The 13607-nt window shown below is 50.6% G+C and carries 9 protein-coding genes and 1 pseudogene; 4 read left to right on the top strand and 6 right to left on the bottom strand.

All coding sequences use genetic code 11. The features are described from left to right. Together H6F91_RS09315 and H6F91_RS09310 are read right to left on the bottom strand one after the other, a co-directional pair. Positions 1-252, bottom strand: a complete 252-nt coding sequence (locus H6F91_RS09315) for a hypothetical protein (RefSeq protein WP_190775079.1) — start codon at positions 250-252, stop codon at positions 1-3. Between the two features lie 261 nt (positions 253-513). Beyond that, on the bottom strand, positions 514-1284 hold the full coding sequence (locus H6F91_RS09310; protein ID WP_190775080.1) for a hypothetical protein: 771 nt from the start codon (positions 1282-1284) through the stop codon (positions 514-516). A gap of 409 nt (positions 1285-1693) precedes the next feature. Here H6F91_RS09310 and H6F91_RS09305 point away from each other — a divergent pair, with 409 nt between their 5' ends. After that, a complete protein-coding gene (locus tag H6F91_RS09305; protein WP_190775081.1) occupies positions 1694-2209 on the top strand; it encodes an NfeD family protein in 516 nt (171 codons plus the stop codon). Between the two features lie 154 nt (positions 2210-2363). Further along, positions 2364-3242: a stomatin-like protein gene (locus H6F91_RS09300; RefSeq protein WP_190775082.1), complete on the top strand. Its 879-nt coding sequence runs from the start codon at positions 2364-2366 to the stop codon at positions 3240-3242. Here H6F91_RS09300 and H6F91_RS09295 read toward each other — a convergent pair. After that, on the bottom strand, positions 3218-4558 hold the full coding sequence (locus H6F91_RS09295; RefSeq protein ID WP_190775083.1) for a hemolysin family protein: 1341 nt from the start codon (positions 4556-4558) through the stop codon (positions 3218-3220). The two genes, H6F91_RS09300 and H6F91_RS09295, sit on opposite strands and share 25 nt — an antisense overlap. A 487-nt stretch (positions 4559-5045) precedes the next feature. Here H6F91_RS09295 and mfd point away from each other — a divergent pair, with 487 nt between their 5' ends. After that, positions 5046-8519, top strand: coding sequence for a transcription-repair coupling factor (gene mfd, locus H6F91_RS09290; protein ID WP_190775084.1), 3474 nt, complete (start codon positions 5046-5048; stop codon positions 8517-8519). A 19-nt stretch (positions 8520-8538) separates the two neighbouring features. On the opposite strand, the pseudogene H6F91_RS09285 reads toward mfd, so the two are convergent. The 3 genes and pseudogenes from H6F91_RS09285 to H6F91_RS09275 form a co-directional block, all read right to left on the bottom strand. Next, positions 8539-9399, bottom strand: a pseudogene (locus H6F91_RS09285) (integron integrase); the annotation flags it as partial. Beyond that, entirely contained in the window at positions 9368-10996 is a 1629-nt protein-coding gene (locus tag H6F91_RS09280; RefSeq protein ID WP_190775086.1) for a recombinase family protein, read from the bottom strand. The gene H6F91_RS09280 and the pseudogene H6F91_RS09285, both read right to left, overlap by 32 nt. Before the next feature lie 310 nt (positions 10997-11306). Continuing rightward, positions 11307-11423 (bottom strand): phage integrase N-terminal SAM-like domain-containing protein, encoded by a 117-nt coding sequence (locus H6F91_RS09275; protein ID WP_190775087.1) that lies wholly within the window; start codon positions 11421-11423, stop codon positions 11307-11309. 872 nt (positions 11424-12295) lie between these two features. Here H6F91_RS09275 and H6F91_RS09265 point away from each other — a divergent pair. Beyond that, positions 12296-13363: a WD40 repeat domain-containing protein gene (locus tag H6F91_RS09265; protein WP_190775089.1), complete on the top strand. Its 1068-nt coding sequence runs from the start codon at positions 12296-12298 to the stop codon at positions 13361-13363. Positions 13364-13607: the final 244 nt, after the last annotated feature.

The raw sequence follows: 13607 nt of genomic DNA, 5'->3' as shown, positions 1-13607 counted from the left end.
CTAGAACCGATCCACACTACCCGAGAAGATCGGCTCAACCCGTAGAGCCATGACCTTGGAGGGCCGTACCACCATGTATTCTCCCTGAATGTTCTTGATGGGGACGTTAATAAACTCGTCAGAGCTGCCTTTGGGCACCAGTTCGCTGCTGTACCACTTCTGGAAGTCCTGAATGGTCGGGAAGCGGACTTCTTCGCGGTGACCGCCATCCATCAGAATGTGTACGGCAATTTCGTTAGGGGTTCTGGGCATAGGTCTACTAATCCTGCAATGCTCGGTAGAAATCCATTGTTAGAGCGATCGTCTTAACAATAAACTCCCCGATGGGTAACGGCACCATAATTCCCAAAAAGTATAGAAAATCTGACGGGGTAGGGGAATTTGAGTTGGGAGAAGGGGTTATCCCGCCCTAAAACCCAGAACCGTTGTTTTTTCGTGGCATCGTCACAAAAGAACAACGGTTCTGGGTTTTGGTTTTAGAAAGGTACGAACTATGAGCAAAGCTCAGTGGACTTAGCTGACGAGGTTGAATCGCTGAAGTTGGCTGTCGAGAGCGTTGGTCATGAGCTTGCGGAGTTCTGTTTTGGTTTGAAAGAGAACTCGGCTGCTGTTGGGGAGGTCGAACGGGAATTGGCCGGGGAGGTCATCGCGATCCATCTGGGCCAGCAGGATCTGTTCGGGGCGCTTGCATTGCAGGGCGTAGCCGAGCTCGACGCAAACTTTGGGGTTGGGAAAGAGCTGGGGTGGGGTGCCGTCGATCTGGAAGATGGGGGTACCGTCTGCAACAAACAGGAGGCTGTTGCGGATTTTGCGCATGAGGCTGCTATCCAGGCGGATGGGGGAGTCCGTGAGGCGATGAGATTCTTCCAGGGTGATGGGGATGCGCGATCGCCCATTATTCAGCTTGTCTACATACGCATTCAACAGGTCTCGAATGGGCCCGCTGGAGTCGTCAAACTCGGTCTGGTAGGAGAAGAAGATAATGGGCTCCAACCGTGCCATGACGTCCTGCTTGGTGAAGTACATTTCGTGGCTGATCAGGTCAATGTTGGAAATGGCATAACCCCCACTGCCCTCAATGTAAAACTCCACGACTTCACCTTCCAGGTAGCGCTGGAACCATTCGGATTGGCGGACTTCCTCGCTGTCATCCAAAAAGTCAGCTCGCATACCCGACTTCAGCAGGCTGTTGCGGCTGAGGCGCAGGTCATGAGGCCGTTTCTCTAGTTCACGGATGGGCTCGTATTCCCGGAGGTACCAGGCTTTGAGGGCAATAATGGCCATAGATGGCAGCTCGCTATCTGAGATGAAGGGCGATAGAGGGTAGAAAATGCCCTCATGATAGGCGATTCCGATCGAATCGCTGACCTTTCTCCAAAAGACTCAGCGGGAAACAGGTCTGTAGTTTTCTCTCATCATTATAGTATATCTGTACTCCTTTGTGGAGGATCTGTTTGAGATGGTCCAGGTGGTAACTTTGTCTACTGCGGGAATCCCACGCCCTCAAGGGATAGGGCTATGTCAAAGTTCATGAAGAGAACGGGCGATCGCCTCTATTTCTGCGGCTCAGCACGTCACAATGAAAATAGGAAAGGAATTGTGTTTCTGGGTTGTGTAGTCTTCCCCAACGGCCCCTTAAACTAAGGTTCCGACCTTCATCTACCCACCGTTACGTGATAGCGGGGTAACTTCCATGAATCCTTTGCAATGGCTTATCTTGGGCCAGTCTGCTCAGCAATCCTCCTGGCTATACAGCCAACCACCGTATCAGATTTGGCTGCTAGCGGGTTTGTTGGGCCTCGGTGTGAACCTGCTCCTATTTGAACCCACGATTGCTGCTCTTTCGCTTGCTGCTATCATTACGTCCATTGCGGCCCTCTCCATCGTCAACGTGACCGTTCAGATTCTCGTTTGGGCTACTCTGTCCGTGACCATCGCCCTGGTATTGCGAGGCTTTGTGCCTGCGCAATCAGCCCCTGGCTTAGAAGAACCCTCCGATGCTGAAGTTCGCATCACCATTCCCCGAGGGGGGACAGGGGAAGTGACCTATGAGGGCTCTTTCTGGTCGGCTCGCTGCCAGATTTCCGATGTGACAATCGGGGCTGGGCAAACGGTACATGTGGTGGGGCGCGAGGGCAACACCCTGATTGTGATGCCCATTCCAGCTTCAAAGCCCCAGCGAACCTTGCGCGATCGCGCCCCTTTCTAGAAATTAGGCGATAGCCCTACAAAGGAGCTCCCTGCTTCCTCTGTAGGGCCATCGCGTGCTGGCAGATTTACCGACCCCACAAATTCCGAGATAGATTAGGGGGTATATAGATCTTTTGTATGCTACCCGTTGCATCGTTCCGGGATTAAATTCTATGGATTCTATCATCGCTGCACTGGCTCTAATCGCCGTTGGCTATATTGTCGGTTCCGTTAAAACGATTAATCAGGGGAATGAAGCGCTTGTCGAACGCCTGGGTAAGTATCACAAAAAGCTAACCCCTGGGCTGAACTTCATCGTGCCCTTCCTGGACACCATTGTGCTGGAAGAATCCATTCGGGAACGTGTGATTGATACCGAGCCTCAAGATGCCATTACACGGGACAACGTATCCGTTACGGTGGATGCTGTGCTGTATTGGCGTATTTTGCAACTAGAACGCACTTACTACGCTGTAGAGGACGTGGAGGTTGCCCTGCGAAACCTGGCGACAACCACCCTGCGATCGGAGATTGGTCGGATGGAACTGGCTCAAACCTTCTCCTCCCGTAACGAAATCAACCAATCTCTGTTGCAGCAATTGGACGATGCGACGGCTACGTGGGGGGTCAAGGTAACCCGGGTGGAGGTACAGAAAATTGCCCCTGCCAAAGCCGTGATGGATGCAATGGAACTGGAGCGGGCCGCCGAAAGTAAGAAAAAAGCGGCCATCTCTGAAGCGGAAGGTAAAAAGCGAGCGGCCATTGAGGAAGCCGAGGGTGCGGTGCAGTCTATGAATCTGCTGGCAGAAGCACTCCGGGCGCATCCCAATAGCCGGGAAATTTTGCGCTATCTGGTAGCCCAACGGTATGTAGACGCGAACTATCGCCTGGGAGACAGCCCCAACTCTAAGATTGTGTTTATGGACCCCAAAGCCTTATCAGAAGCTCTAGGGGAATTGATCTCTACAGAGCCTCCCGAAGGGAATGGTTCGGGCAATGGCGAGAATGGTGGTGGGAATGGCAGGATTCAACCGCCACCGATGGGAATGTAATCCTCCGGTTCTTCGGGAGGCAGGGGTGTGACCAGCATCTTATCCACCCGGTTGCCATCCATGTCCATGACCTCGAACCGGTATCCGCCCCACTCAAAGTAGTCCGCCGCCGTCGGAATTCGCCCCAACTGGCTGATTACAAAGCCAGCCAGGGTTTGATAGTTGCCCCGATCCTCACCGGGCAACTCCTCAACATCAAACTCTTCCTTGAGCTTGTCAATGGAGAGCATCCCATCCATGAGCCATGAGCCATCCTCTCGCTGGGTAATGGGTGCTTCGAAGTTATGATCCGAGAAGGGGATGTCTCCGATGATCACTTCCATCACGTCATTTAAGGTGACGGCTCCCTGGATCACGCCATATTCATCCACTACCAGGGCCATGTGAGTGCCTGACTCTTTAAATACCTCCAACACTTTCAGAGCGGTTGTCTGCTCAGGGATGTAGAGGGGTTGACGCAGGTTAGATACCAGGTCGATGGGTTGATGCTTCAGGCTACAGGCCATGAGATCCGTCACGTAGACCACTCCCAGAACGTTATCCAGGTAGCCTTCGCAAACGGGATAGCGACTGTGGTTGTTGGTGATAATTTTTTGGTGGTTCACCTCATCCGAGTCGTTCAGGTCGAGCCAGACCAGTTCCAGTCGGGGGGTCATGAGAGAGCCGGTAGATTGATCGGCCAGGCGAAACACCCGCTCCACCATGTCTTGCTCGGCTGCTTCGAACATGCCTGCCTCAGCACCCTGACGCACCATTACCTTAATTTCTTCTTCTGTGACTAATTGATCTTCCAGAGATTGCCGAACTCCCAGCAGGTTAATCACGGTTTCGGTGGAGACGCTGAGCAGGTGAACCAGGGGATAGGCGATCGCCGACAACCACCGCATGGGTGTTGCCATCCGTACTGCAATTTCTTCTGGGTTGCTGAGAGCTAACCGTTTAGGAACCAACTCACCCACAATCAACGACAGGTAAGCCGTAATCAACACCACAATGCCGAAGGCGACCGGCTGACTATAAGCTGCCAGGAAGGGAATTTTTGCCAGCAGATTTGCTAGCCGTCCTGCCAGAGTCGCTCCCCCGAAGGCCCCTGCCAGAATCCCAATCAAGGTAATCCCTACCTGTACTGTGGAGAGGAATCGGTTGGGAGAATTGGCTAACTCAAGGGCGACCTGGGCCTTGCGATCGCCCCTCTCGGCCCGTTCTAAGAGCCGGGTCTTACGAGCCGAAATGATAGACATTTCCGACATCGCAAATAGACCATTCGCCAGAATCAGCACCAGGACGATCAGAATTTCGAAGGAAGCAGAAGACATTACAGTGAAAGACCCATGAGCAGGTCACGAAAGGGCGAGAGCAACGGGATGGTAACGCACGGTCTCCACAATGGGTGAACAAGGCATCCTGTAAAGGGTAGGTTGACGAATGTACCTTCCCCCAAAGGGTATATTGTTTCACGGGAGAGATTGAGAACCGTTATGAAGAAAGTAACATCTTAAATCCGGGGATCGGCTAGCCTCATCGGGTGGATCTTGAGGATTACAGCTCTAGGTATGTTTTTGTAGCGCTAAATCTATGATTTAGCGCTACAAAAACATACCCTATTGGGCAGGTTGATCTGGAATTTGGCGGAATCTTCTAGGGAATAGAATCAGTACCTGTACAGGTTTTCTGTGGTGAGTCGGGAATAGACAGCGAGGACGGACGGGCTCGACTCAACCCAACCTTTGTGGCGATCGCTATAGAATCGTATATGTAAACTTTCTTGATCGCCTCGCCCCCGCACGTCGCATCCCAGGTGCTATGGCCTTTTCCTCTGTTGTTCGCGCCCTCGGGCGATCGCCCCTCACCGCTGAGCTGCACGCCAAACTGACGCAGCAAAAATCTCTGCATCTGAATGGCATTGCCCGCATCCCGAAGGGTTTGGTGGCCTCGGCCTTAGCCCAGAGCCAGCAGCGTCCCCTGGTCGTAGTAACCGCTACCTTGGAGGAAGCCGGCCGTTGGACAGCACAACTGGAAGCCATGGGGTGGGATTCTGTCGCTTTCTACCCCACCTCTGAAGCCTCCCCTTATGAACCCTTCGACCCCGAGTCGGAAATGATCTGGGGGCAGTTGCAGGTGTTAGCGGATTTGCTAAAGGAGCCGCAGGGAATTGCAGTTGTCACCACTGAGCGGGCGTTGCAACCCCACTTGCCGCCCCCGAACGCCTTTCAGCCCTATTGCCTGACGCTACAAAAGGGCATGGAGCTAGACCTGGAGGGGCTCTCACGGCAGTTGGCAGATTTGGGCTATGAACGGGTGCCTCTGGTAGAAACAGAGGGCCAGTGGAGCCGCCGGGGGGATATTGTTGATGTGTTCCCCGTATCGGCAGAACTGCCCGTCCGTCTGGAACTATTTGGCGACGAGCTAGACAAAATCCGCGAGTTTGACCCGTCCACTCAGCGATCGCTCGACAGCATTTCTCAACTTGTTCTCACACCTACCAGCTTTTCTCCGCTGATTTTGCAAGCGCTGCGGGAGACGGTGGGGTTGGAGGCGATCGCCCCCTACCTCTCCCCAGAAGACCAGGATCGTCTGAAAGAAGGGCAAACCATTGAAGGGATGCGGCGTTTTCTGGGACTGGCCTATGGTGAGCCCGCTTCACTGCTGGACTACCTGCCTAAAAACACCCTGGTGGCGGTGGACGAGCCGGATCAATGTCGGGCTCATGGCGATCGCTGGTGTGAGCACGCCACCGAACATTGGCAAGAACTCTACGGCGAGCACCCCGAACCTTTGCCCAAAACTCACTGCAACGCCGAACGAACTCTGGGTTTATTGGCAGAACTAGAGTCCGTCGAACTGTCAGAAATTGCTGAGGCCAACCGGGGGATGAATCTCTCCAGTCGGCCGATTGCGTCGATGCCCCACCAGTTTGCGCGGTTGGCCGATTTGTTGCGGGAGGAGCGCGATCGCACCACCGGCATCTGGATCATCTCGGCTCAGCCCTCGCGCTCGGTATCGTTGTTGCAAGAGCACGACTGCCCAGCGCAGTTTGTGCCAAATCCGCGTGACTATCCGGCGATCGATCGTCTCCAGTCCCAGAAGATTCCCATTGCGGTCAAGTACTCCGGCCTGGCGGAGTTGGAAGGCTTCACGTTGCCCACCTTCCGGATTGCCGTCATCACCGATCGCGAGTTTTTTGGGCAGCATACCCTTGCCACGCCTAACTACGTTCGCAAACGCCGCCGCGCCGCCTCTAAACAGGTTGATCCCAACAAGTTGGAGCCGGGGGATTTTGTGGTACATCGCAACCACGGCATTGGCAAATTCTTAAAACTGGAGAGCCTGGTTCTTAATAACGAAACGCGAGAATATCTGGTTATTCAGTACGCTGATGGCACCTTGCGGGTTGCCGCTGACCAACTCAACGCCCTTTCTCGTTATCGAGCGATGGGCGAAGGCCATCCCGACCTCAACAAGATGTCAGGTAAGGCCTGGGAGCGAACCAAGAGTAAGGTCAGCAAAGCGGTCAAGAAAGTTGCGGTGGATCTGCTACAACTCTATGCCCAACGCGCTCAGCAGACGGGTCATGCTTACCCCGTTGATACCCCCTGGCAGGAGGAACTGGAAGATTCTTTCCCTTACCAACCCACACCTGATCAGCTTAAAGCTACGCAAGACGTGAAGCGGGATATGGAAGATGCCCGTCCGATGGATCGTCTGGTTTGTGGCGATGTGGGTTTTGGTAAAACGGAAGTCGCCATTCGTGCCATCTTCAAAGCGGTTACTTCGGGTAAACAGGTGGCCTTGCTGGCTCCTACTACGATTCTTACTCAGCAGCACTACCACACCCTAAAGGAACGCTTTGCTCCCTACCCCATTAAAGTGGGACTGCTCAACCGCTTCCGCACGGCCCAGGAAAAGAAGGATATTGTGCAACGCCTCTCCACCGGAGAACTGGATGTGGTGGTCGGTACCCACGCTTTGTTAGGCAAAGGGGTGCAGATCAAAGATCTGGGGCTGCTGGTGGTGGACGAAGAACAGCGCTTTGGGGTGAACCAAAAGGAGAAAATCAAATCCCTTAAAACCCAGGTGGATGTGCTTACCTTGAGTGCTACACCTATTCCCCGAACACTTTACATGGCGCTTTCTGGTGTGCGCGAGATGAGTCTGATTACCACACCGCCTCCCTCTCGTCGCCCGATCAAAACTCACCTCTCCCCCTACGATCCTGAAATGGTTCGCACTGCCATTCGCCAGGAACTCGATCGCGGCGGCCAGGTATTCTATGTAGTGCCTCGCGTGGAAGGGATTGAGGAGAATACAGCGAAACTGCGAGAGATGGTGCCGGGGGCGCGGTTTGCGATCGCCCACGGTCAAATGCAAGAAGGTGAACTAGAAGCCACGATGCTGGCCTTTAGTAGCGGCGAAGCGGATATTCTTGTCTGCACCACCATCATTGAATCGGGTTTGGATATTCCCCGCGTCAACACGATTTTGGTGGAGGACGCCCAGAAATTTGGCCTCTCGCAGCTTTACCAGCTCCGAGGTCGAGTTGGTCGCGCAGGTATTCAAGCTCACGCCTGGTTGTTCTACCCCAAACAAACGCAATTAACGGATGTTGCCCGTCAGCGTCTCCGCGCGATTCAGGAATTTACGCAACTAGGTTCTGGTTACCAACTTGCCATGCGCGACATGGAAATTCGCGGTGTGGGTAACTTGTTGGGAGCTGAGCAATCGGGACAGATGGATGCGATCGGTTTTGACCTCTACATGGAAATGTTAGAGGACGCGATTAAGGAAATTCGGGGTCAAGAAATTCCACAGGTTGATGATACGCAAATTGATCTGAGTGTGACGGCATTTATTCCTGCCGATTACATTCCTGATCTGGATCAGAAGATGAGTGCGTATCGTGCGGTAGCAACAGCACAGAATCGAGGCGAGTTGGCGCAGATTGCAGCGGATTGGAGCGATCGCTATGGCCCCATGCCTCCTGCTGTTCTCCAACTGCTGCGGGTGATGGAACTGAAGCAGATCGCCCGCAAACTCGGCTTCTCTCGCATCAAACCCGAAAACAAACAACACATCGTGCTGGAAACCCCGATGGAAGAACCGGCCTGGAATCTGCTCAAGGAGAAACTCCCCAGCCATTTGCAAACGCGCTTTGTCTATACCCCTGGCAAAGTCACCGTACGCGGCCTGGCCGTTCTCAGCACCGAGTTGCAGTTGGATAACCTGACCGATTGGTTAAGCCGTATGCAGGGAGCCATTCCAGAAGCGTTACCTGTGTAACGGGATTGGATAACAATTATTAGCCATCCAACGGGCTTTTCACACCCCTACCACCCCGATTCAACACATGGGTGTAAATCATTGTCGTCTTTACGTCTTTGTGTCCTAGCAATTCCTGAACTGTTCGGATGTCATAGCCGTTTTGCAAGAGGTGAGTTGCAAACGAGTGGCGAAATGTATGACACACCACACGCTTTTCAATTCCGGCTGAGCGGGCTGCTTGTTTTACTGCGCGTTGTAAACCTGTTTCGTGCAAATGGTGACGACGAATAATTTCTGTCCGTGGATCTTTTGAAAGCCCTAAAGATGGAAAAACAAATTGCCAGATCCATTCGCGATCGGCATAGGGATACTTTCGTTCTAACGCAAAGGGCAGATAGACAGAACCATAACCAGCCTCTAAATCACGATGATGCAATTGCTTAACACGTCTGAGATGTTGTTTTATCGGTTCAATGAGCCGCTCGGCAAGCATGGTAACTCGGCTCTCATTTCCCTTGGTATCTCTAACAGCGATCTGTCGTTGAGCAAAATCTATATCTTTGATGCGTAACTGTAATCCTTCTCGCACTCGTAGGCCACTGCCATAGAGGATTTGTGCAATCAGCTTATGGGTGCCTGTCATCCGTTCTAGTAAAGCCGTCACCTCTTCTGGCGTTAGTACCGTTGGTAAATAACGTGAAGGTTTGGCTCTTAATGCATCGATTGGTTTTGTTAAAGGCTTGTTGATGACATACCGATACAGGAATAACAAGGCACTTAATGCTTGATTTTGTGTTGAAGCGGCAACATTCTCTTTAACGGCTAAATGTGTCAGGAACGCTTCGATCTCAGCACTTCCCATCTCATTAGGATGCCGTTTGTTGTGAAACAAGATAAAAATAGTCTAAACGCAAATGACAAAAATGTGTGGTTTCTCCTCGAGCATGGGTTGGCATCACATAACGAATTTCCACTTCATTGCCAGTCACGATTACCCGATCGATTAGTAGCTCAATTAACTTCCGTTTCTGGTCAAAGCTAGCTTGACTCAATCCTGTCTTGACACGTTGACAAAATTCTTCAATTCCTTGAGCTAAATTGGCGACCTCAAGTTTTTTATGAGCTTGAAGAGTCAGTTGTTGCTGCTGCACAACCGAAGCCTGTATCTGGCTCTCCAATTGAGCACGTCGTCGCTGATATTCGTCCAGTTGAACAACATTAACCAAGTAGGCTTGGGTTAACCGTTCTAGTTGCTGCTGCAAGTTATTTTCAGCTTGCTTTAGCTGTGCTAGTCTTGCCTGTAACTCCTGAGGTAGCCATTGGCCCGCTTGAAGCTGTTCTATTGCTTGTGTAATGCTCTCAGGATGCTGCAATATTTCACAAATATCGTTCCAAACAATTTTCTCTAGTTGTTGAGCAGGAATATAGGAAGCGTTACATTTATCGTTTCCTTCTAGATGTTTTGCAACTATTCTTCGATTACACACATAGTATCGATATCCTTTTCCTCTAGCACAACTAAAACAACTACTTTGACAGTGTCCACAACTCACAAGTGTTCGCAGTAGATACTCATGGGTTTTATTGTTCCGCTTACCGAATTGCTGATTATGTTGCAGGTTCATTTGAGCCGCATCAAATTGCTCTTGGCTGATAATGGCGGGTATCTGGCAAACCAGTAGCCATTCTGATCTGTCCTGCTGACGGGTACTACTCTTGCGTCCAATCGGTTTGAGGGCAGAACGTCGTTGCTGGGCAGGACAACTCCGAGTCCGGTTGCTAAATACTTGCCCCATGTAGCAAGGATTCTTCAGGATGCTACGCAGACTCGATCGAGTCCAATAGTCCTTACCCGTTGGAGACGGTATCCCTAGCTCATGCAAATGCCAACTCAGTTGCACTAAGGAAATGTGTTCTGTCCCATATCGGCTAAAAATCTCACGAACGACCGCTGCTTGAGCCGGATTGATCTCAACTCCGGCAGGATCACGAGGGTGTTCAATGCTGCAACGATAGCCATAGGGAACAACTGTCCAAGGCAGCAAAGTACCCGATTGTAGTTTACTCAATCGTCCTCGTCTCATGCGTTCAGCAATCAAGGTTCGTTCATATTCCGCTACGGCTCCTCGAATTTGAAGCAGTAGTTGATCATGGGGGTCTTGGCTCATCGGACGTTCTAGAAACTCGACTTGACAACCGCGGTTTTGAAGTTCTTCTACTAACAGAGTTTGGTGGACAAAATTTCGAGCCAGTCGATCCGGAGCCAGGACTAACAAACGATTGATCTGAGCCATTGCAACTTGGTCTCGCAATTGGTCCAACCCAGGACGATTGAGCCGAGCACCACTGTAACCATCGTCTCGAAAGATATATTCCTGGGCGATCTGCCACCCTTGACGATTGGCATAGCTTTGTAATTGCTCGAGTTGCTGTTCAATGGTTTGCGCTTGCGCTTGACGTTGAGTCGAGACTCGGACATAAATGGCAGTGTTCATCGTGCTGCTCCGGTAAAACAAGTGGGGACAGAGCATCAGCCTGAGCAGGTGACAAAGGTGAAACTGCGAGTTGAGAGATTTCTATCAACAGTTGATAGGTGCTATTCCACCGACGTTGAGCGGTTGGGTATTCAACCCCTCTGCGCTTAACGCTCCAATTGCGTTTCATGGTCGTGCTCTTGAGGACTATAGAGATCCTCTCGATCTTCGACTGCTTACTCTGTAAGTCCAACTCGACAGCGTAACGGAACCCGACTCCAACTCAAGCTGAGGTGGGCGTGCCTCACAAAGCAGAATTTATCATTTGTGATTAGTCCATTAAGCGCCGAATCCAATGAACGTAAGTTTCTTCTGTGCGATAGGAATAGTGCTTGAGCCGAATTACCTCGCGCACCTGATCTAACAGCTTTTTGGGACGAGCCTCCATTCTTGCAAACACTCCGTTAATGCAAATGTACTACTCAAGAGTATCAATGTAGATAAGAATTTCTCATCTGAAGATTTACCCAAAACATCTGCCTAATTCCAGAATCAAGGGTTAATATGCAGAAAATTGTCTGCCTAATTCTCCATCCAGGATCTTAGGCAGACAAGGATCTTCATAAACTCCTGATTTGGGTAAATAGGCAGATTCAAGTCTGCCTATTTACCGTCTAAGGGGTAGTTAGGCAGACTATGTCTGTCTAATAACAAGTTAGATGCTCGCTGGCTCCAACGCCTCTCCCATGTACTGCGAGACACATATTGATGAGTTTACAAGAGAGTTGGAACATCACCCGTTGCCACCTAAAGAGGGCTCGTCACTTGCTTCCTCAGCCGTTGCGGGAGGATTCAGAGGGCGGTAGCCTGACTGCGTTCGAGGAGTTCTTATTGCACAATGAGTTGGGGCTGGCGTTCGATGAGCTGGAAATGATCGGTATGGGTAATCATTGCCCGCCTGCGTTCTGGCGGGCAATGTTAGCCGCTGCGGAGAGCATGCAACTGTTCGACCAAGCGGAGAGATGCCGCGCCGAACTGCTGTGAATCCCGCATCTAACAATTGCGGTGCAACGGATTGACCGAAGCCGCTTGAGTGGGATGCAAAGACCTGGCCAACCGCTGACCGCAACCGTTCGACTGCCAAACTGCTAGTGCTGGTGCTGCCGTAACTTGAAAGCTACCTGTGAGTTGTATAAGTAATGCTATAAAGTTTGTAAGCCTTGAAAGTGAGGATCGATAGATTTGGAGATCCAGAGGTTATCTCAATGGCAAGTTCAACACTCAATTGCTAGTCTTGCTTTTCAGGCTGGAACCTCACGTTTGTTTACCGGAAACCAGGCTGGAGACATACACTGCTACGACTTTAAAAGTGGTTTAGAAGTTGCAACTCTTCAGTGGCATAAATCCCCAGTAGTAGCAATTAAGTGTTGTGAAGACTATCTATACTCTTTTGATAAGTTGCAAAACCTTGCTTGTTGGAATATCAACACATTTCAGATTGAACGAACTCATTTTCTCTCTATGGAGAAGATTCCAATCTATGGGCAGACAACCGCGCAATCCTTATCTAATAGCCGAACTTCATCAGTCCCTTGGACAGTAGAATGCGCTCAATTTACTCCTAATGGCAAATATCTCATATTCGGGATTTATCCGCCTCCTCGGAATCTCATCGAAGGAGTAGACGGACTTTATATGGTGGATACTAAAACTGCATCACTTGTAAGGTGGTTTAGTGGGAACTCATGGATTAATACAGATTGTAGAAATCTTGATACGATCACAATTTCCAAAGATGGGACACAACTAGCTGCTAGCGGAATAGATAGTTCTTGGTCTCCAGAAGCCGGTTGGATATATTGTCGTGAGCTTGTTGATCAGTGGTGTATTGAGGATGGGGAGCACGTTTGCACTTATGAATATGACTCCTATATAGATAGAGTAGTGGATCGCAAAAGAATTGATCTAGCTTTCTCGCCAGATAACCAGAAGATTCTATTCTCTAAAAAGGAGGAGGGGATTGGTGCTCTCTCTCTATGGAATGTACCACCTGTGGAAAGCCGTCGCATACCTAGGACTGAACATTCGGAAAACATGCTACTTCTAGACTCACCTGGAGTATTTGATTGGTCGCCCACCAAGGATTTTGTTGCTTTTGGTGCACCAGATGGCTTTCTGCGTTTTGTTGACATCGAGAATGCTGCAATACTTTCTAAACCATCGTTTCCTCAATCTGTTGAACAATCTGTTCATGTTAAAAATGTTGCAGTTCTTCTTGAGCAACAGGTTTCTCAATCTGGTATTGAGCAATTGTGCTTTTCACAAACTGGTGAGTATCTCGCTTTAAGTTCCCAAGATTTAATGCTTCAGGTTTGGCAAATCTTGTAAAACAAGGGTGCAAACATTATTTTGTAATGATGCTAGGCACGTACTTCAAAAGTTTGTGGCACAGTCGAACACTGCGTTGGAGCTGCGGAGCAGGGGCGATCGGTTATGATGCAAAAGTTGGTTGCCGCCGTTCAACTACGACGTGTGCGATTCGTTCATCCTAAGTGAATAGCAATATTCAGGGACGGATGGCGAGGATAAAACCTCGACAACTGGATAATCGTGAGGGTGTGAGTCCCTCTCT

Source organism: Leptolyngbya sp. FACHB-8, assembly GCF_014695575.1.
Classification (GTDB): domain Bacteria; phylum Cyanobacteriota; class Cyanobacteriia; order Elainellales; family Elainellaceae; genus Vacuolonema.
The sequence above is the reverse complement of the archived record's forward strand: the minus strand, read 5'-3'. Positions and strand labels throughout refer to the sequence as shown.